This window comes from Pseudomaricurvus albidus (assembly GCF_018863235.1).
Lineage (GTDB): Bacteria > Pseudomonadota > Gammaproteobacteria > Pseudomonadales > Cellvibrionaceae > Pseudomaricurvus > Pseudomaricurvus albidus.
Genome location: NZ_JAHKRS010000014.1, coordinates 40,146 through 60,289, shown reverse-complemented (window position 1 = coordinate 60,289; position 20,144 = coordinate 40,146). Strand labels below are relative to the sequence as shown.

At 51.0% G+C, this 20,144-nt stretch carries 23 protein-coding genes; 7 read left to right on the top strand and 16 right to left on the bottom strand.

All coding sequences use genetic code 11. From position 1 onward, the window contains the following. Positions 1-26 precede the first annotated feature (26 nt). Together KOI40_RS17570 and KOI40_RS17565 are read right to left on the bottom strand one after the other, a co-directional pair. Positions 27-491 (bottom strand): GNAT family N-acetyltransferase, encoded by a 465-nt coding sequence (locus KOI40_RS17570; protein ID WP_216098861.1) that lies wholly within the window; start codon positions 489-491, stop codon positions 27-29. After that, positions 481-1,344, bottom strand: coding sequence for an Nmad3 family putative nucleotide modification protein (locus tag KOI40_RS17565; protein ID WP_216098860.1), 864 nt, complete (start codon positions 1,342-1,344; stop codon positions 481-483). The genes KOI40_RS17570 and KOI40_RS17565 overlap by 11 nt, the downstream gene beginning before the upstream one ends. 124 nt (positions 1,345-1,468) lie before the next feature. On the opposite strand from KOI40_RS17565, the gene KOI40_RS17560 reads away from it, so the two are divergent. Further along, on the top strand, positions 1,469-2,146 hold the full coding sequence (locus KOI40_RS17560; protein ID WP_216098859.1) for an NAD-dependent epimerase/dehydratase family protein: 678 nt from the start codon (positions 1,469-1,471) through the stop codon (positions 2,144-2,146). On the opposite strand, the gene KOI40_RS17555 is transcribed toward KOI40_RS17560, so the two are convergent. Genes KOI40_RS17555 through KOI40_RS17520 form a run of 8 tightly spaced genes read right to left on the bottom strand, consistent with a single transcriptional unit; the run spans position 2,109 to position 9,874 of the window. Continuing rightward, positions 2,109-3,746: a GMC family oxidoreductase gene (locus tag KOI40_RS17555; protein WP_216098858.1), complete on the bottom strand. Its 1,638-nt coding sequence runs from the start codon at positions 3,744-3,746 to the stop codon at positions 2,109-2,111. The genes KOI40_RS17560 and KOI40_RS17555 overlap by 38 nt on opposite strands. 40 nt (positions 3,747-3,786) lie before the next feature. Next, entirely contained in the window at positions 3,787-4,578 is a 792-nt protein-coding gene (locus KOI40_RS17550; protein WP_216098857.1) for a hypothetical protein, read from the bottom strand. A gap of 7 nt (positions 4,579-4,585) precedes the next feature. Continuing rightward, positions 4,586-5,152 (bottom strand): DUF2878 domain-containing protein, encoded by a 567-nt coding sequence (locus KOI40_RS17545; RefSeq protein WP_216098856.1) that lies wholly within the window; start codon positions 5,150-5,152, stop codon positions 4,586-4,588. After that, on the bottom strand, positions 5,124-6,425 hold the full coding sequence (locus KOI40_RS17540) for an SAM-dependent methyltransferase (protein WP_216098855.1): 1,302 nt from the start codon (positions 6,423-6,425) through the stop codon (positions 5,124-5,126). The genes KOI40_RS17545 and KOI40_RS17540 overlap by 29 nt, the downstream gene beginning before the upstream one ends. A 2-nt stretch (positions 6,426-6,427) precedes the next feature. Beyond that, entirely contained in the window at positions 6,428-7,297 is an 870-nt protein-coding gene (locus KOI40_RS17535) for a DUF1365 domain-containing protein (RefSeq protein WP_216098854.1), read from the bottom strand. Beyond that, the gene (locus tag KOI40_RS17530) at positions 7,287-8,603 is read right to left on the bottom strand and encodes an NAD(P)/FAD-dependent oxidoreductase (protein WP_216098853.1); all 1,317 of its coding nucleotides are present in this window, start codon (positions 8,601-8,603) and stop codon (positions 7,287-7,289) included. Before KOI40_RS17530 ends, KOI40_RS17535 begins: the two co-directional genes overlap by 11 nt. Positions 8,604-8,637: 34 nt before the next feature. Then, entirely contained in the window at positions 8,638-9,396 is a 759-nt protein-coding gene (locus KOI40_RS17525) for an SDR family NAD(P)-dependent oxidoreductase (protein WP_216098852.1), read from the bottom strand. Positions 9,397-9,421: 25 nt separating this feature from the next. Next, positions 9,422-9,874, bottom strand: coding sequence for a nuclear transport factor 2 family protein (locus KOI40_RS17520; protein ID WP_216098851.1), 453 nt, complete (start codon positions 9,872-9,874; stop codon positions 9,422-9,424). 252 nt (positions 9,875-10,126) lie between these two features. Between KOI40_RS17520 and KOI40_RS17515 the strand changes: the two genes are divergently transcribed. The 3 genes from KOI40_RS17515 (at position 10,127) to KOI40_RS17505 (ending at position 12,062) form a co-directional block, all read left to right on the top strand. Continuing rightward, the gene (locus KOI40_RS17515) at positions 10,127-10,714 is read left to right on the top strand and encodes a sigma-70 family RNA polymerase sigma factor (RefSeq protein WP_216098850.1); all 588 of its coding nucleotides are present in this window, start codon (positions 10,127-10,129) and stop codon (positions 10,712-10,714) included. Then, positions 10,711-11,397: a ChrR family anti-sigma-E factor gene (locus tag KOI40_RS17510; protein ID WP_216098849.1), complete on the top strand. Its 687-nt coding sequence runs from the start codon at positions 10,711-10,713 to the stop codon at positions 11,395-11,397. The genes KOI40_RS17515 and KOI40_RS17510 overlap by 4 nt, the downstream gene beginning before the upstream one ends. Positions 11,398-11,564: 167 nt before the next feature. Next, positions 11,565-12,062, top strand: a complete 498-nt coding sequence (locus tag KOI40_RS17505) for an NUDIX hydrolase (RefSeq protein ID WP_216098848.1) — start codon at positions 11,565-11,567, stop codon at positions 12,060-12,062. Here KOI40_RS17505 and KOI40_RS17500 read toward each other — a convergent pair. Next, positions 12,037-13,266, bottom strand: coding sequence for a hypothetical protein (locus KOI40_RS17500; RefSeq protein ID WP_216098847.1), 1,230 nt, complete (start codon positions 13,264-13,266; stop codon positions 12,037-12,039). The two genes, KOI40_RS17505 and KOI40_RS17500, sit on opposite strands and share 26 nt — an antisense overlap. 8 nt (positions 13,267-13,274) lie before the next feature. Next, positions 13,275-14,024 (bottom strand): hypothetical protein, encoded by a 750-nt coding sequence (locus KOI40_RS17495; protein WP_216098846.1) that lies wholly within the window; start codon positions 14,022-14,024, stop codon positions 13,275-13,277. A gap of 351 nt (positions 14,025-14,375) precedes the next feature. On the opposite strand from KOI40_RS17495, the gene KOI40_RS17490 reads away from it, so the two are divergent. The 3 genes from KOI40_RS17490 to KOI40_RS17480 are packed head-to-tail and all read left to right on the top strand — an operon-like array spanning position 14,376 to position 16,827. Beyond that, on the top strand, positions 14,376-14,828 hold the full coding sequence (locus KOI40_RS17490) for a GFA family protein (protein WP_369413203.1): 453 nt from the start codon (positions 14,376-14,378) through the stop codon (positions 14,826-14,828). Between the two features lie 50 nt (positions 14,829-14,878). Continuing rightward, positions 14,879-16,117, top strand: a complete 1,239-nt coding sequence (locus KOI40_RS17485; RefSeq protein ID WP_233710364.1) for a dipeptidase — start codon at positions 14,879-14,881, stop codon at positions 16,115-16,117. Positions 16,118-16,149: 32 nt separating this feature from the next. After that, entirely contained in the window at positions 16,150-16,827 is a 678-nt protein-coding gene (locus KOI40_RS17480) for a cytochrome b/b6 domain-containing protein (RefSeq protein ID WP_216098844.1), read from the top strand. 76 nt (positions 16,828-16,903) lie between these two features. On the opposite strand, the gene KOI40_RS17475 is transcribed toward KOI40_RS17480, so the two are convergent. From KOI40_RS17475 to cueR, 4 genes are all read right to left on the bottom strand, one after another. Further along, entirely contained in the window at positions 16,904-17,359 is a 456-nt protein-coding gene (locus KOI40_RS17475; protein ID WP_216098843.1) for a c-type cytochrome, read from the bottom strand. 127 nt (positions 17,360-17,486) lie between these two features. Next, positions 17,487-18,104, bottom strand: a complete 618-nt coding sequence (locus tag KOI40_RS17470) for a glutathione S-transferase family protein (RefSeq protein WP_216098842.1) — start codon at positions 18,102-18,104, stop codon at positions 17,487-17,489. Positions 18,105-18,528: 424 nt separating this feature from the next. Further along, complete coding sequence (locus KOI40_RS17465) at positions 18,529-19,686, bottom strand: permease (protein WP_216098841.1); 1,158 nt, start codon at positions 19,684-19,686, stop codon at positions 18,529-18,531. 1 nt (position 19,687) lies between these two features. Then, entirely contained in the window at positions 19,688-20,086 is a 399-nt protein-coding gene (gene cueR / locus KOI40_RS17460; protein WP_216098840.1) for a Cu(I)-responsive transcriptional regulator, read from the bottom strand. Positions 20,087-20,144 lie beyond the last annotated feature (58 nt).

The following is a 20,144-nucleotide window of genomic DNA, read 5'->3' as shown; positions in this document are numbered from 1 at the left end:
GCCAATACGTTCGCTGCAGAACTGACTCAGGTCAGTTCTGCCTTCATTATCGCCACATCCTGCCCCTGATAACGCTCATGTTTCAGCGTCTGCCAGCCCAAGGTTTGATAGAAGTATTCCTGCCCCGGTGTGAATAAATACAATTCTTTCAGGCCTGCTTTTGCGGCCTCTTCCATGACGGTTTTAACAACCCGTTGTCCCAACCGTTGTCCTCTGAGATCAGAGTGAATGTAAACGCTGGCCAGCCAGGGGCCCAATTCCAGATTGGTGGTCATATCCTGTTCGATAATCGATGCGGATCCCCAGCACACGTTATCGTCATCCAGTAACACCCAGGTCGAGGGAACCAGGGCTTCCGTCAATGATTCCCGCAAATCGCTGGTAAAGCTTTCAAGTGTGTCATTGGGATATAAATCCGACCACTGATCAAAGTGCCAACGGGCAAGTGTCGGAATCGTGTCGGGGTGTTTTGAAATGTTTTCAACTCGCATGAGACGTCTCAGATAAGGTATTAATAATATCGGCAGCCCATTTTTTGGCTGCGGGGTACGCGCGACTGTCCAGAACGAATTCCTGTCCTCGGGCCACGCTCTGTAAAAAGCAATAACGGCTGTTGCGGCTCCATCGCTCAGGCTTGTGGTGAAAGCTCAGAGGCTCACGCTGATGGCCCGGATAGAACCAGCGCGGCAAGCGCCAGGCACTGGGACGAGACGCTGCCGGATCGGTCAATACACACGCTTCATGTAACCGCAGGCCAAATCCCGCTCCGGCCAGATGATTTGCCAGAGACAATTGTTTATGCCCCAGATACAACATATTGTTGCAATCAATATCGCGCTGACAATGAGGGTGGTAAGCAAGCCAGGCGCGCTCATCCTGTGGCAACTCATCGACTCCAATCACCTGCTCTACTTGCAGCCATCCCCAGACAACGTGCCGTGAAGGGGTTTTCGGAACAAAGCGCCAACGGCCCAAATGACGTTCAACGGGTCGAAACAAACCGAAAAACAAAAACAGGTCTCCTGCGTCAACGGCCTGTTTACGCAGATGTCCCTGAGCAGAACCACTCTGTCCCAACACCGGCCGCCAACCCGGCTCACGCTCGAGATGCCCAGCGCACAAATCCGGATCCAGGTGAGCACCGCTACTCGCCGGCACACGTCCTCCTGTGAGATCTTCCACCAGCTCACCCAGAATCATGCCCTGATGATTTAGCTGATCATAACGAACCACCGAGCGTTGATCCGGAATGGGCAACGCCAGCAGGGAACCGTCAGGAAAAACAGGATTGGGGCATCCGCCTGAGGACGAATCGAACCCTTTGCGACTGAGGATAATCTTCACAACAAGGACAACTGTAAGCAGTAAAACAGGAATATACCCGGCACACCGGGTCGGCTATGGTAGCATCTGTGACAACAAAACTCAGGTCATCGACAGAAAGATGGACAGAATATCAGGAACCCCCATGAGAAGTGCTCTTGTCATTGGCGCAACAGGCGTCACAGGCCGTCCGCTGACCCAATATCTGCTGAACTCGGATCATTACCGCGAGGTCATCGTATTGAGTCGACGACCCATCGGATTTGAACATCCCAGACTCACCAATCACATTGTGGATTTTGGACAACCGGAGCTGTGGCAAGACACGCTGTTTGTACAGAGCAAACCAGACACCTGTGACCTGTTCTCCTGTCTGGGTACCACTCGCAAACAGGCTGGCAGCCGGGAGGCTCAGTACCAGGTGGATGTTACCTTCCAGCAAAATGTCATCCGAGTCGCAGCACAACAGGGAGTAAGGCGACTCTTTTTGGTGTCTTCTCCCGGTGCCAATGCCAACTCCCCGTTCTTTTACGCAAGAATCAAAGGCGAGGTAGACGCCTTTGCAGAGCAACAGGGCTTTGACAGTGTCGTAATATTTAAACCCTCACTGATTGTGGGCAAGCGACCTGATAATCGACTGGGTGAAAAGCTGGCCCATTCCCTGCTGGTTCCACTGACCACAAAACTGAAAATCTTTTCCCGCTACCAGCCCATCAGCGGCGAGCAGCTTGGCAAAGCCATTGGCCACTGTGCCGAACACTGGTCGCAACCGGGTGTTCACACCATCAGTCTCGAGCAGATATTCGGGCATCAGCCAGGATAAACCCGGCCCCCTTCTCGGCAATCATTACGGTTGGCGCATTGGTATTGCCGGAAGTGATGGTCGGCATGATTGAGGCATCAATAACCCGCAACCCATCGATGCCATGGACCTTGAGCCGGTCATCCACCACCGCCATGTCATCGCTACCCATTTTGCAGGTGCCTACAGGGTGGAAGATGGTGGTGCCCAGATCACCGGCTTTTTGCAGTAAGGCTTCATCTGACTGAGCATCATCACCGGGCAACCATTCCACCGGTGAAAACGCTTGCAGGGCTTTTGAAGACATAATCTGACGAGTCATCTTCAAGCCTGCCACAGCAACTTTGCGGTCTTCTTCCGTCGACAAATAGTTCAACGTAATAACCGGCGGCGTGCCCACCTGGCCATCGCGAAGGCGGATATGCCCACGGCTTGTGGGTCTCAGATTGCACACCGCCGGAGTAATGGCATTGAACTTGTGCAAAGGTTCACCAAACTTATCCAGCGATAACGGCTGTACATGCCATTCCATATTCGCACTGGGCTGGGAGGGATCACTTTTCGCAAACGCCCCCAGTTGCGACGGAGGCATGGTCAAGGGCCCCTTCTTGAACAACAGATATTCAAGACCCATCATCGCCTTGCCCACCAGAGAATTCACTCTCTGATTCAGAGTCACGGTGTTAGAGACTTTATAGACACTGCGGATTTGCAAGTGATCCTGCAGGTTTTCCCCCACACCGGGCAAATGGTGTTTTACCGGTATTTGATGTTGGGCTAAATGATCGCCATTACCCACGCCGGACAATTGCAAAATCTGAGGTGAAGCAACCGCACCGGCTGACAACACCACTTCACGACGGGCACTGTAGACAATTTCTTCACCACCTTTGAGTCGTACACGAACACCAGAAGCTCTTAAACAGGTATCAGTCGTATCAAATTCCAATGACTGAACCATGACCTCGGTTTTGATGGTGAGATTGGAACGGCCTTTGGCGGGCTCAAGGAAGGCTTTTGCCGCGCTCCAGCGTTTGCCCGAACGCTGGTTCATCTGAAAATAGGCGTTGCCAAAATTATCGCCACGATTGAATTCCTCGACCTTGGGTATCCCACACTCTTCTGCCGCTTCACGCCAGGCATCGAGAATTTCCCAGTTAACACGACGCTCTTCTACACGTAATTCGCCATCTTCGCCGTGAAAGTCATTGGCCCCGTGCTGGTAGCTTTCGGATTTACGAAATACCGGTAATACCTCATCCCAACCCCAGCCTCGATTTCCCAGCGAGGCCCAGTGGTCATAATCACTGCGCTGGCCGCGCATATAGATCATCGCATTGATGGAGGAGCAACCTCCCAGCACCTTGCCGCGAGCATAGCCTATGGAGCGACCATTCAATCCGGCCTCAGGCTCAGTCTGAAAACACCAATCAGTACGGGGATTATTGATGGTGAATAAATAGCCCACAGGGATATCAATCCAGAAGTAGTTGTCCTTGCCACCGGCTTCCAGCAGCAAAACCTGATATTTGCCATTTTCACTGAGGCGGTTGGCCAGGACGCAGCCGGCAGTACCAGCACCCACCACGATGTAGTCGTAGGTATTATGTACGGTATTCATAGGGGAAGTCTTAAAGCTGTATTATCGTTGTATTCAGCAATTATTGACGATATTGATAGCGAATATCCACCGTCATGGAAGAGCCGCCGGGATCCAACAGATTACTGATGCCAGAATATCGGATCAGGCGCCTGGAATCCCAGTGATAATACAGATCAATAGGATCAACAAACAGCCTCAGCAGGCGATTGGCAGGAGTGGCTTGAATCCAGAGGGTTTGTTTGCCATTGCCCCCACTGTCGGAGGGGATATCCCGACGACGAAGTTGTAACGACACAAAATCCAGCCGCGAGGGCATCAGAAAATTCATCTCGAGACGTTCACCGGCAACCAATCGATCCCAGTGCAGACGGACAAATTCGTCAAAGCCAGCATCCACAACGGCTTGTGATTGTCGAGGAATTGATGCGGACTCGATGTCATCTTTAAGGTTTTCTCGGTAGCGAACCGTCACCCGGTCTTGATTTGCGTCAGGATTATTGGCCTCCACCTCGATCAGGCGGCCATTGAGCAGATTGTGATGTCGCACATCAGGCAGAGAAAGGTTTTGGAGATTGTCACGCTTGGAGAACTGCAGTGACTTCGTTGCCATAGCTTCACCGTTGGGCAACCGATAATCAACCCTCAGGGGCAGACTGTCAGCCGTTAAGGTGTAGTACTCCCGGTACAACAACTCACCGGTATTGCGATCAAATGCCTCGCCGATTATTTCAGCGTCCATCGCTGGAGAAGCCTCGGTTGCAAGAGTGTTGGCTTTAGACAACACCGGCACACTCAAGCCCAGAAAAGAACTGATCAGCAGAAGCCACAATGGACGTCGGAAGAATCGCATGCTGAAACTACTGTTTGGGATAAACACGTTGCGCCAGTCCTATGAAAAGAGGCATCAGCAATCCCCAGGCAACCCCGATCGTCAGGAATGACTGCCAAAGTGGCAAACCCAATGACAGGCCGCTGAGTTTTGCTCCGGCCAGGTAAGACATGGGCCCAGCCACGCCCCCCAAAACCGCCGCCAGAATATAGCGCCCATGAAGCCAGGCGAACACATGACAGAGCGTCATGGAAAACATTAACCAAATACAACCCAACCAGGGCGGCAGATACCAAATACCGGGGGCACCGGTCAGAGATTGGCCGTCGGTAACCAGGATACCTGAGGCAAACCAGAAACCGTCAACACCAATCCCCAGCAAACTGACAGCCAGGATCAGCCACCATTCTTTCGGCGAAGCAACCCACCAGCGACTGTGTACAATCAACACCAGCAAGAGAGCAAATACCGCCCAGGCATTTCCCCCTAACACAGCGGCAAACCAACCCGCCTGAAAAAGCACGCCATTGAAGAGCTTTTTCTGCAGGTCGGAGGTCCACATCCGGCTAGAAACGAGGGTCGAAGTCACGGGCATCGGGTTTGGCCATAACAGCTTGAACAGTACTGATTACACGCTCTCTGAAACCACCTTCGCAGTAAGCCAGGTAAAAGTCCCACATACGACAAAAGACATCGTCAAACCCCTGTCGCCTGACTGTTTCAATACGCTGGTGAAAGCGCTCCCGCCAATCTGCCAGGGTTTTTGCGTAGTCCAGACCAATATCGTGCAGATCCACCAACGTCATATTGGTGCAATTGGCGATACATTGAGCCATTACCGTATTGGAAGGCAGCCCGCCACCGGGGAAAATATACTTCTGAATAAAATCCACGGAGTTTTTGGCGGCCTCATAACGTTGATCCGTGATGGTGATCGCCTGAATCAGCATCAAGCCATCGTCTTTTAACAACGATGAGCACTTTGAGAAATAGGTGGGATAATATTCATGCCCTACGGCTTCAATCATTTCAATGGAAACCAGTTTGTCGTATTGACCGGTGAGGTCGCGGTAGTCTTTGAGCAACAAGGTAATACGATCTTCCAGACCCGCCTCAGCAACTGCCTGCTTCGCATGTTGATACTGCTCTTTTGACAGGGTTGTGGTGGTCACACGACAACCGTAATGCTTGGCAGCATGAATGGCCAACCCGCCCCAACCGGTGCCGATTTCCAGCAGGTGGTCGTCCTGTGTCAGGCCGAGTTTGGAACAGACGGCATCCAGTTTGTATAGAGATGCCTCTTCCAGAGTGCTGGTCTCAGAAGGATAAATCGCGGATGAATACATCAACGAAGGATCGAGAAATAACTTGAAAAACTCATTCCCCAGATCGTAATGGGCAGCAATATTCTTACGTGAACCCGAGCGACTGTTACGATTCAATTTATGCATCAGTCGATTCATCAGACCCTTTACAGACGACCAGCGGCCATCCATTTGATTGAGGACCTCCATGTTGGCACACAACACTCTGACCACACTGACGAGGCAGGGGGTAGTCCATTCGGCCATCATGTAGGATTCTGCGGCGCCAATTGAACCACCAAACAGCAACTCTCGATAAACACTGGGATTGTGAACCCGAACATGGGCGTGAAGCGAGGTGGCGTCCTGAGCTTCGCCAAAATGATAAGAAGAATCCCCTTCAACAAGGGTCAAAGAGCCTTTCTGGAGTTGTTGAAACGTTTGTAACACCAACTTGCGGGATAAGCTTTCCAGCCAACCGGCATTCTGACTTGACGAAAAAAAGGAAGTATTTTCAGCAGATTTTCCCGGATGGGTTACACCGCCGATTTCAAAATCACTCATAGCTATACAGTCCTGTTATCTTTGCTTGTCGGGTTCGTCTCAAACGCGTCCGTAAATCCCGATTTTATTTTTTCTGGATGTGAATGAAATGGAACTCGTTTGATAAATAATTTCAAGGCATTCCAATAAATTAGCCATACAATTTTTAACGTCATCAGAGGATAGCGATACAACACTCTGTTCAGACTCGTTGCGCTGATTTCTTCACGACACAAATTCAAACTGGCATCAAGGATTAGTGTCTCACTGCCCTGCCTGTAGTCGTTAGCCTCTGAACTGGTCTCTACAGTCTTATCGGCATCGTTATCAGCGGCCTGCCAGTTTTCCAGATGAAGAAACAGCTTCTTTTCTGGCAACCGGCTTCGCCAGTGGTAAGTCATGGACATTGGGTTAAAGGGCGATACGTGCATCGCTTTCTGGAACTGTATACGCTGCAGGTTTTTATTCGGTTCACAGCGTAAAACGTATGCATGGCGCTCTGACCAGGGGGTATTGGTAACTTCCGCGACGATATGTGTTAATCGTTGTGACTGATCAAAGCAGTAGTAACAAGTGATGGGATTGATGATGAATCCAAAATAACGGACATTACTGAGCATCCGCACCGGACCATCAGGTCTGATACCGGTTTCAGACTCCACATGATCCAGTACGGCTTTCTTTAAAGGAACATCAGGGGCCCCTAAATAATCTTCACGCTTGAATCGTGCCGGCGCCCATCGTTTGAGTGACCAGAGTGACGTGAGGGAAAACACCTCGTCAAGCTCGTCCAGATCCAGATACATCATAAACACCGGATACTGAAGATGATGCAGTCGGGGATGATAACGGCGATGCCGTACCGTCCCCTGATAAATAGCACTATGCAACATTGCCGGTTCCAGTCATTTCCCCTGTCTGCTGACGGGTATGCCCAGAGGCATCAACCGGCAATTGAGAAGCGATAGCATCTGCCACACGAATACCACTGGTACAGCCGTCTTCATGAAATCCATTGGCCCAGTATGCCCCACAAAACCAGGTTTTATTCACCCCGTTGATGTCTTCCCAACGCTCACAAGCCGCTACCGACTCCAGTGTAAACATGGGGTGGCTATAGTAGTACCGCCCCAGAATCTGTTCAGGCCGGATAGCATCAGTGTAGTTCAGTGTCACACAAAACGTCACCGGGGCGTCAATCCCCTGAAGAATGTTCATGTTATAGGTTAAAACGGCATTCTCCTGATGAGTTTCGGGCAGTCGGTAATTCCAGCTGGCCCACGCCAATTTTCTTTCTGGTAACAAGCGCGTGTCCGTGTGCAAAACCACTTCGTTCATCTGATATTTCATGACCGACAATACGGCAAGCTCATCTTCGGTTGGGTCTTCCAGCATGGCCAGTGCCTGATCGCTGTGGCAGGCAAACACCACTTCATCAAACTCCTGAATTTCACCACTTGCCAGGGTGATGGCAACCCCGTCCTCGGATCGTTTGACTTTGCTGACGGGACAGCTGGTGCGGATGCGATCAGCAAACCCCTCGGTCAGAGGTTTCAGATAATTTCGGGAACCTCCGGCTATGACTCGCCATTGCGGTCTGTCATTGACACTCAGCAGACCATGGTTTTTAAAAAAGCGGATGAAAAAGACCAGCGGAAACGCCTTCATGGTGTCGGTGGAGGCCGACCAGATGGCACTCCCCATGGGGACGAGGTATTTATCCACAAATGCGTCACCATAACCTCGCGACTCCAGGTATTCACCCAGGCTGGCATCAGGTCGGATCACACCGTCTTCCAGGTCTTTTACCGCTTCGCGATTAAAGCGCAGAATATCCTTTAACATCCTCCAGAAACGAGGTTTGAGCAGGTTGGATCTCTGTGAGAACAAGGTATTCAGATTATTACCGCTGTACTCCAGACCGGTTTGCTCACACGCCACGCTGAAGCTCATTTCCGTGGGTTTTGATTCCACCCCCAAGGTTGTCATCAACTCAATGAAGTTGGGGTATGTCCAATCGTTGTAGACAATAAAGCCCGTATCAATGGCATACCGTTGCCCCCCAACGACAACATCTTTGGTAGCGGTATGGCCACCAATGGAGGATTCCGACTCAAACACCGTAATATCGTGCTGCTTGTGTAACCGGTAAGCACACGTCAGTCCTGAAATGCCAGAGCCTATCACTGCTATTTTCAACCTTAAATCTCCTTTAACTGCTCGGATTAACGCGCTAGCGGGTTAACTTTGGTGCAACCCAGTTTCTCCACAGCCACGGCAGAGTACTGCCAATGGCCAATACACTGCTTAAGGACCAGGGGAAACGAATGTGAGTGGGTCTGGCCATTAATCGTTTAAGAATATGCTCTGCCGCTTGATCTACACTCATCAAAAACGGCATGGGAAAGTCATTACTCTCGGTCAACGGTGTCTCAACAAAACCCGGCTGAACCACGCTGACCCGAATATTCTGATCCGCTAAATCCACCGCCAGTGATTCCATAAAATAGGTAAGCGCAGCTTTTGATGCGCCGTAGGCTTCGGCTCTGGGAAACACCACCCGACTGGCCTGGGAGCCGACCGCAACAATGTGCCTGGCTCCAGTAGAGTGCTGTTTCAATAATGGCAGCCCTGCCGCAAGGCTGCGGATTGCACCGAAGTAATTGACCGACATCACCCTTTCCATCATTTGCCAATCGGGATCATCGATTTCCAGATATTCACAGGTGCCTGCATTCAGAATCATCCGATCCAGCACTTGGGTGTGCTGCTTGAGACTTTCCTGCAGAAAGACAACACAATCGGGATCAGACAGATCCGCCGGTACCGGGGTAATACCCGAATGCATCGCAGCCATCGACTCCAGAGCTTCGCGATTACGGGCCGTTACCAGCACCTCATTACCCGCTTCTGCCAGGCGTAATGCCAACTCGCGACCCATGCCGCTGCTGGCGCCGGTAATCCATATTTTTTCACCCGTGGGTGTTGTCATAAGTCCTCCTGGACAAAATCAGGTTTCAGGCAGCCAGTTTGCGCTTTAAAAAGCGAGTAGCGGCGCCCAACAGAGGAATATGCTCATAAAGCATTTCGCCAAGATCGTAGACATCTTCGTGGTAGTGAATATGATCGCTGAATTCGATGTGGCTCATACCTCTCACGGTATGGACTTCCTTCCCGAGACTCGGGTGCCGAAAGTTCATGTTCCACTTGATATAAGCTTTATTTTCACTGACCAGTTCATCGAGATATTCAAACTGGCAGAACTCTACCCGCTCACACACGCCTTCAAGGTACCCGAGTACATCCCCGGCACCACGTATCTCATGGACAGGGTCCCGGAAAATAATGTCGTCGGCATAGACCTGGGAAAACTGATTAACCTTCACCTGCGTGAAATCCCGATAGAGGTCCTTGAATCGGTTGACGACGTCCGGAATGGCGATTTTTGTCTGCTGAGCTGATGATTTCATTGACCCTGTGCTCTCCAAAGATAGGTGTTCCATAGCAGATACAAATTATCCTGAAAATTGACAGATATTAAGTATTCTCCAATCATTACGGCCAAGCACCGCAAGTGGATCATAAGGACACATAGAAAGATGCAGTTATGGCCCCCTCCCTGATTTCTTAGAAAACCAACCTTAAAAGATAGTGATCCATGGATGACGTACCACCGTATATAAAGTAAATTCTGCGAAGATGCAGCAAGGCACTTACCTAATATGGTTAAAAACAACTCAAAACCCATAGAGATAGACCAGTTACAGAACTTGATTGGTCTAATCGCCACCGAAAGAGATCGGGAGGCCTTCTCGCGTCTGTTTGAGCATTATGCCCCCTTGCTCAAGTCATACAGCCTGGCCAAGGAACCCGGTGCGTACCTGGTTGCGGATGAGCTGGTTCAGGAGGTGCTGATCAAAGTATGGAACAAAGCACACCTGTACGACGCCAGCAAAGCTAATCCTAACACCTGGATCTTCACTCTGGCGCGTAATTGTCGGATTGATTACCTCAGACGCAACGGTCGCTACGCCAGCGAGGTGACCTCAGAGGAGATCTTTGACCAAATAGAAGACGAACAATCGGGTCCTTTTGAACAGACTCTGCAAAAAAAAGCTGCTATGCAGATTCACAGCGAACTGAAGAAGCTGCCTGAAACACAATCTCAGGTGCTGCGAAAAGTGTATATGGAAGGAAAAACCCAGCAGGAAGCTGCAGCTGAGCTTTGCCTGCCTCTGGGAACCGTTAAATCCCGAATCCGATTGGCACTGCAAAAGCTCGAAATTGTCATTCGAGGCAATGAAAAATGATGTCCAGTAATATGATCAAATACCATCCCCATGCCGACCGGCTGACAGCCTTTTCCGCTGGCAGCCTGCCTTTCAATCAGGCCTTGTGTATCAGTGCTCACGTGCAGCATTGCGCTCAATGCCGACAGGACCTGAAACGTCTGAATCATGTGGGTTCCGAACTGTTTTCAGAGCTGCCAACGTCCAGCGTCTCAGACACGCTCAAAGAGCGCGTCATGGCACAGCTAGACTCTCAACCTGAGACCGAAGCACCTGATTCAGGCATTTCAAAAAGTGGTCCTTCAGACGTCCCTCGCTGCCTGCAGCCTCTGATTCCCAATGGACTGGAAGGCTTGCCCTGGAAACGTCTGAGCCCTTCTATTTACGCCGCCAAATTGTGTAACGATGTGGATGGCAGCAAGGTAGAAATGTTGCGAATCAAGCCCGGTGGACAGGTGGCACCCCACAATCATACTGGAGAAGAGGTCACGCTGGTTCTGCAGGGCAGTTTCTCGGACAATTCCGGGGTTTATAACAAGGGTGACATCATCTATCGCAACAAAGAGGACAAGCACCACCAGCCAATAGCCAGTCAGGATGCCGAATGCATCTGCCTGACCTCTGTACAGGCACCGATTCAATTCACTGGCTTCTTTGCTCGCTTGTTTAACCCGTTTATCCGTCGCAGTCATTACGCCAGTTAAATCCGCACGAGACTGAATGTGTCCTGACACACTGCTGCCATTAACTGTGTTGTCATGAACAATTTTGCCCTGAACAAGGTAGTCATAAACAGGACACATAATAGTCTCTGAACTTGGTTACAATAGGCCTCCTCAGAGAAGCCTGTAACTCGATAAGCGGACAACCAATGGCAAATAACACAGCACAGTGGGCGGGGATTGTCCTCGCCGTAACGGCATCTCTGTCGGGATGCGCTGATACCCTTCCCAGTGCACCAGCCTGTCCCCACACTCTGGTCGATACACCGGCGAAAAGTGCAGGATGCCTGAGTATTGATCAGGGTAAGCTACTGGTGATTGAAGAGATGAGCGGTAAAATCAGTACGCCCGGGGGAAGTGGTAATCCGCAGGAACCCGCACACTGCACTGCGCACCGGGAGACCTGGGAAGAAACCGGACTGAATGTGACGCCGATCCGTCTCATCCGGGTATTTGACAATGGCTTTCACCTGTTTGAATGTCAGGCAGACAGTAATGAAAGGCTCCCGAAGCCTCCGTTTTATCTGGAAATCAACAGAGCCATGTGGATTCGCGCCGACGACTTTGATCAATTCCAATGGCGGTTTCCCGAGCAGAAAGGCTGGCTAAAGCAACAAATGCTTAAATCGGCCCCTGCTCCAGATTGAATATCTGCTGCAGGATAGACTGCCATTTCTGGTACTGATCCTGCAGATTTCCGTCCAGCTGCACCACGTTATCATCCAAAGTCAGAACCGTTGGCAGCACTTCGTTATTAAAACCGGAAGCCAGCTCAGCCAGATTCAACTCCTGCATTCTGTACCATTCATAGTCACCATAGACCTCGTTCATCGACGCCAGACTGCCGCGTCGAAACCCACTGCTCTGGCCTGCCTGCCGCTCTTTATAGTCGCGCATATAGACCATCAGTTCACGACTGTATTGCCGCCAACGCTGATAAGTCTGTTTCATTTGCACAAACAGGTCCGAGTACTGATCATCAACCGAATCAATAAAATAGTATTCGTACTCCTGCAGTTTGCGCACCCGCCGCAGCATGGGATCATCCCGGGCAGGCAGGCGTTCAACATGAAACTGCCCGGTCTCATCTTTGTGGATGTATTGCTTAAAGGCCTCGGGGGCCAGCACTTGCCCATAACGCAGTATGGCCAACTGGTGAATCTCTTCCAACTGTGAGCGATTCAAACGATTTCGGGCTTCGATCAAATCGAGGGACAAACGATCAAACAGCGGCTGGAATGGATCTGTCTGGTCATCCTCATAGGCCATGGCACTCACATGCTGACGGTAGACCTTATTCAGCCATAGCCGATCGCTGCTGTCGTGAGCCTGAATATGCAATTGCAACTGCTCACCGTTGGAAACCTGAATGTCACCAGTGACCACCAGCTCAGCAGACGCGTGAGTATCCGGCATAACCCGCACCACACCCCACTGTCGTGAGGCCTCCATGGTCTGCCTCAGTAAATACGGCAAGTAACGAGACTCCGCTTTTCTGACTAGCGGGAAAACACCCTGCTGACGAAGGCTGGAATTGTCGGCGGTTTCTGTGGTTTCAAAGATCAGAATCCCCACATCCAGCAGGGCTGGAGCCCTATCCGCTGTGTCAGTACCTGAAACCGCGTTCAAATTCTTGAGAGCCATTGCAGACTCTCGGGTGGTACGAGCGGCAGAATTAATCACCACCGTATCGATGGTTTCACCATCCCCAGGGGATGGAGTTTGGGCTGCACAGCCCAGCAAATGAGAGACACCAGCAACCAACAACAGACAGGCGAAACGCGAGGCCAGCGCCTGCCAATACTGCTTGCTGGTTTGGAGTGTGTCATTAAACAGGGCTTTGAGGTTCATCCTCGCTCTCAATCGGCATTCATAATCATGGGTTTTGGTGCATCAGGTGCGGGGGGAAGGTCCTCTGGCTCGGACGACAGAGTACATACCTTACCTTTTTGAACCGTTTGCTCGCAGGTAAATCCACGGTTGCGTTTGTCGAACCGGGAATAGGATCGGTTGAGGGTAAAGGGCTCAGGCGCACGGTCGGATATCATGGTGGTTGCCACATTAATCTGATCACCACCGCTCGACAAGCTGAAGCGCTGTTGCACCAGCAGGCCTTCAGGCAGGCGCAGCTGAAACACCAGCTGATGCCCGTCCCAGCCACAGACTTCGGTGGCAAACGGGTTGTTGGTCTGCTCCAGTCCCTGAGTCGGAAAGTGGCAATTCAGTGAAAAGGTACCTTCTCGATCAACCCGAATATCGGTATAGGTTTGTTCGATCTCCATCACCTGTACCCGCGAGATCTTCTCGACAAACTGCGCCATCGCCAAAACCGTCTGAGCGGTGCCGGGATTGATGGGAACCGCGCGACCAGTCTCAAACTGGCGGCCATCGGCCTGCCGACTTAGGCTGCGACGCATACGATAAAAATACGCATCCAGCTTGGCTTCCACACTGTCGTTGAGACTGTAATCCATTTCCCAGTTACCGGAGAAATCGGCACGCAGGGCTTTGCGGGCTTTAATCTCTCCCGGCTGTGACTGACATCCTGTGAGTAGCCCGGCGATGGCCAGCAGAAACATTGGGACAGTTGTTTTTATCTTCTTGATCAAACTCTATCCTTCAAATTCTATCCTTCACACCAAGGCAATCCGCTAAGTTTGAACTCAGAGACTGGCGACATCCCGACGGTGGTAATGGGTACAAATGGCATAGGGTATTATGACTAACGCTGTCTGCTGGAGTTCAACTTTTGTGCGGCTCATAAGCCTTAACAGCCCTCCTGAAAACCCGTGTCCAAAGGTGGTAATGGCTGACACACCGTGTTTCAATACCGCCACAACCGACTGGAGTTTCATGGAAATACTCACAACCCACAGGCTCATCAACTCGGTTTTACGGCCTGTTACCCCCAATGGACTTCGACCGATTCATACATCGACCTCTCCATAAGGAGGCTACCCGTGCAAGACACTGCTGGCCAGGATTCTTCCATCTATCCCATCAAGGGTGCCTGTCAATGCGGACAAGTACGCTACCGCCTGTTACAAGCCCCGGCAATGGTGGTTTGCTGTCACTGTAAAGAATGCCAAAAGTTATCCACCAGTGCTTTCAGTATCACGGCTGTAGTCAAGCGAGAACACCTTGAATTTGAAGGCAAGCTGCAACACTGGGAAAGGCCAGCGGACAGTGGCAACATCAACGCTGCCGCATTTTGTCCGGGTTGCGGCAATCGCATCTACCATTACGACCCGCAAAAACCTGATGTCATCAAGCTGAAACCCAGCACTCTCGAGAATACAGACATCATAAAACCCAGTAAACATCTCTGGGTAAGCGAAAAACAAAACTGGTTCGAAATTCCGGAAGGTGTAGAACAGTACTCCAAACAAGCGGACTTAACGGAGAAGTCATGAGTTTATACAAGCCAGCTGCTTTCATACCCTGGTTACTTGCATGCACTCTTATGGTTGGGAGTTACACTCATGCCGGCTACGCAGAAGCAGCTGAAACACCCAGCCAGAAAGCCATTGATATAGCCCACAAATACCCTCTTGTGGACGGCCATATCGATGTACCTTTCCGTCTGCAAAGGCACTGGGAAGACGTAACAGAAGCCACTCTGAGCGGGGACTTTGATTACCCCCGAGCCAGGCAAGGCGGACTCGACGCTCCGTTTATGTCGATTTACATCCCTGCGGTTAAAGAAAACGACGGTGCCAAAGCTCTGGCCAATGTGCTGATCGATCAGGTCGAGGCCCTGTTTTATCGAGCGCCGGACAAGTTTGCGCCGGCACGTACCGCCGAGGAAATTCGCAGCAATTTTGCCGCTGGCAAAATATCCCTGCCACTCGGCATGGAAAACGGTGCCGCCATTGAAGGAAATCTGGACAACCTGACCCACTTTTACAACCGTGGTATCCGCTACATTACCCTGACTCACTCCAAAGCCAACCACATTTCTGACTCATCCTATGACGAGGCCAAAATCTGGAAAGGGTTGAGTCCATTTGGTGTGTCCATGATCGAACAAATGAACCATTTGGGAATCATGGTGGATATTTCCCATGTGTCAGATGCGGCGTTTTACCAAGCAATCGAAGTCAGCAAGGTGCCGGTTATCGCCTCACACTCTTCCCTGCGCCACTTTACCCCTGGGCTGGAGCGCAATGTGGACGACAAAATGCTTAAGGCTCTCGCCAGCAATGGCGGCGTAATCATGATTAACTTTGGCAGTTTCTTCGTCACCGAAGAGGCTATGGAGTGGGGTAACCGCTACCAGGCCGCTAAAGATGCTTTCGAAAAGCTGCAAAATGATCGGATCACTCCTGACGTTATGAAAGCGTTCGATGAGGCTTATCGCAAACGATTTCCCTACCCCTATGCCACTGTCGATAACGTAGTCGCGCATATCGATCGGGTACGCAAAAAAGTCGGTATCGACCACATCGGTCTGGGCTCTGACTACGATGGCGTTGGTAATACCCTGCCCACGGGACTCAAAGACGTATCCAGTTATCCAGTACTGATTGATGCGCTCCTGAAACGTGGTTATAGCGAAAGTGATATTGCTAAAATCATGGGCGGAAATGTGTTGCGAGTAATGGAGCAGGTAGAAAACTACGCAGCAGCTCAAAAGTCGTCATTACCAGAGTCAGATGACGACACCCCCACCGCAACCAACAACACTACCCCTGCGCGATAGACTTCATTTATACAGGTAAAATGAGCACTACTATGAGCAATCCTTCCCCCACCTTCGTCTGGGACCTTCACACCCGTCTGTTTCACTGGCTTTTGGTTGTCCTCATCAGCGCCTCCTTTGCCACCGGGCTCTACGGTGATATGGACTGGATGGACTGGCATATCAAATGTGGCTACGCGCTTCTGGGGCTGATGTTCTTTCGTCTTTATACCGGTTTCGTTGGCGGGGATTACGGGCATTTCTCCCGCCTCCCCCTATCACCTGCGTCTGCGTTTCACTATGTCCGCGGACAGCAATCGTATGCCGGACACAACCCCCTGGGATCCTGGATGGTTATTGTCATGTTGAGTGCCATTACTTTGCAGGTACTCAGTGGCCTGTTAACCAGTGATGATTACTTTTTTGAAGGCCCCTGGGTTTACTGGATGGATGATGACTGGGTCGAGCTGGGCGGCCAAACTCACCATGTGTTGTGGCAGTTTCTGGCAGGATTTATCGGCCTGCATATTGCGGCGGTGCTGTTTTATCAGTTTGTAAAGAAAGACAAGCTGGTCAACGCCATGGTGACCGGCCATAAGAACCTGTCAAATGAAAGCCAAGCCGTAACAAAGGAAACGAGACGGATGCCTTTATGGGGAGTTTGTCTTCTGGCGGCACTGGCGGGGGGATCAGCCTGGGGGCTTATTTTGTTGCCCAGCTGGATAGCTTGAACCAGAGAAGAACAGCGAACGACAAGAACAAAGCCAGCCGGCAAGATAAGTTGCCGCCTGGCTCAATGACGATAAATTAATCGTCTTTAAAATCGTCGTGACAACCTTTGCATGATCCACCAAGGTTTTTGGCGGCCATGGCGAAAGCTTTTGGATCATCACCTTTGGAAGCGTCTGCGAAGGCATCAGCACGGGTCTGGAAAGTCTCCATCGCTTCTTTGAACTTCTCAGGATTGTCCCAAATCTCCTGTTTGGCGTGGGTTTTACCTTCGCCAGAGCCTTCCGGGAAAGTCTTGGCAGCAATTCGGGATAAACGGGCAATACTCTCTGCGTGGAACTGATAGTCCTGCGCAAACTCGCCGGGATCCTTCATCGTGGACATGATCGCGGTAAAGTGGCCAGCAATGGCTTCCATAGTGGCTTCACGGTGTTTGATCTGCGCCTTAACATCCGCTGCCTGGGTTGTGGTACTCACGGTTGCTGCCGCCGCTACGCTGACCCACAGAGCAGCAGGCACTAATTTCTTTAACATCTTTGTTCAACTCCTTGAATTAGTTGTAGAACAAGGTTGCCAAAAGTCACAGTAGCTCGCAACAACCCGGTTCAAAATTTACACTTTCATAGCAGTAAACTCTGATTTTAGTTTAAAGCCAGTTCATTCAGCCTAATTCTTTTTCAAGTTGCTCAGCTTTTTGACAGGCCTCATGGGTTCTCAGGCGCTTCAAATAAACATCCAATACCGGGAAGAACGCCAGGCCACCAGACTGTTCAACCATGTCCACCACAAAATACACCATGATATCTGCCCCGCTCAGCTTATTGCCGACCAGGTACTCCTTGCCTTCCAGCTGCTCACTCAGGTAGGTGAGAATTTTCATCGCTTCGCCATCAGCGTAGGCCTGTAGAAAATTGGTTTTACACCCATCTTTGTTCAAAAACATCTTCAGCAGCAACGGAACCATGGCTGAGCTTTCTGCAAAGTGAATCCACTGCAGGTATTCAATGTACTCGGGAGTTCCCCGTGGTGGCGCCAGACGATCGGCAGCGTACTTGTCGATCAGGTACTCGGTCATAGCCCCCGACTCTGCGACAACCACATCGTCATCTTTGATCACAGGCGACTTGCCAAGGGGATGGACAGCCTTGAGAGACTCAGGGGCCAGGGAGGTTTCTTTATCGCGCTGGAAGGCTTCAATCTGATACTCAACGCCCAATTCTTCAAGCAACCAGATAATGCGTTTCGATCGGGATCTGTTCAGGTGGTACAGGGTAATCATAGAGCTCTCCTTTATTGCGGTAACGACCTCCCGGTGCAGGAGGCAAATAGCCTTTAAGTAAAGCAGAGGATACGCTTACCGCCGCTTTTTGGATCTGTTTTGTGCGGAGAAGCGCTGAACTGATTAAAACGCCACCCCATTGTTGAATAAACGCCCTGCATGGACTGGTGTGCCCGATAACAGGTCGTGCTAACTTCTTGATAATTGGTTAAAAGTTGTTTTGAATCAACGTGTGAAAACAACCCACAGAAGCTGTGGATAAGTCTGTAGACAAGTTTCTGACAACTGTCTCTAAGCCAGTAAAAGCCCCGCACTCAGCAGATTGGTCACGGAGCGATCAGCTTTTTACTGACCGCCCGTTCCCTGTGCAACTGTCTGTTTTTATTAACCAATTTGATGCATTCTCGATCAGGCCGAAGCCCACTCAGAAGCCGTTGAGGATTAACGCGATAACCACCACCTGAGGCAAGGTAACCAATGGCAAAAACAAGGCAATCTTCCATGAGCTGGTGGTATCTTTGAGAACCATGACCTCCGTATAGTCCGTTGAGACCCCCGCCATCATAAAGGCAAAACTGTTGCCGGGCGCCGAGGCACGGGTCAATAAATCGGCCGCAATCGGCGTAGAGCCCTCCGAGCAGACCTCAATGATCGTCGCCGCAATCAAGGTAAGCATCAGCCCCAGCGTGGTTGGGCCAAACCAGGTCTGAAAATCGTCCAGTGATACAAAACCTCGCAATGCGGTGGCCAGCAGGACACCAAACAGCAGCCATCGGATCACCATTTTCGAGCCTTTAATCCCTTCCCACAAAATGCTGATCAACAAGCCTGGTCGCCAGTCCACACCGGATAATGACTTCTTCATTTCAGTCCACAGGTGATAGTCTTCCGGCAGTTCTCTGGTGTGGGGATTTTCCGGCAAGGTACCACCTTTCACTAACCGGTCAAAAATACACCCACTGATTATCGCGATAACCATTGACAGAGCAATAAATGCCAAGGTCCAGGGCAATCCAATCAGGGCAACTAGAATGATGGTCAGTGACAATGAGTTCCAGGGACTGGCAATGAGAAATGCCATCACCTGCCCCAGGCTCGCACCGCGCTTGTAAAGCTGCATACCCACCATCAAAATGCCGTGACTGCAAAGGTCCATCAACACACCGGCGAGAGTCGCTCGCCAGACCCCAGGCAAGTTTCCGCCCTGTCCCAGCACTGCCGTGACCATGGCCTGTGGAATTCGACTTAACAAGCCGACAAACACAGCCGCGGCCACCACCCCCCACCACATAGTGTTCATCAGCTCGAACACGCCGTGGCTCATGATTTGCAACCACTCCGGAGCCGATGCTCCCAGGCCCAGAAGATGCAAACCATAAGTCAGCGCTACGCCGGCAAAACTGCCCCACAGCAGCCAGTCAAAGCGTTTTTTACCGCCCGCATCTTCACCGCTATCGCAACAGGAACTGGTGGCTTCAGTTTTCACGGTTTGCTGTTCTGTAGCCGCTGGGCTGCTATCGCCACAACAACCGGGCGCGTGCTTTTCCGTCTCGTGGTCGGATGGTATATCCCTCGCTGTCATCTCAGTGTTCCTCCTTTTCTGCCAGACTGTCGATGATGGCGCATTGTGCAGCTTCATCCCCCGGGCAACGGGTCACCAGTTCTTTCAGGGTATTGCGCATGTGTTCCAGCTCGGCAATTTGATCTTCCACCTTCTGGAGCTTCTCTTGCACCAGCTCTTTAACTTCTGAACTGTGCCTTTCGGGGTTTTGGTACAGGGATAACAGTTGCCGGCACTCCTCGACACTGAAACCGGTGGATCTGGCACGCTGGACAAACCGCAAGATATCCAAATCTTTATGGTTGTAATCCCGATAACCGTTCTCACTGCGACTGGCAGGATCAATCAACTGAATACGCTCGTAATAGCGTATGGTTTTGGGGGATAGCCCACTGATTTTAGCGGCCTGACTGATGTTCATGTGGCACTCCTACTTCTGTGAAAACAGTGACAATGTGGTACCTGTTTACAACCATAGA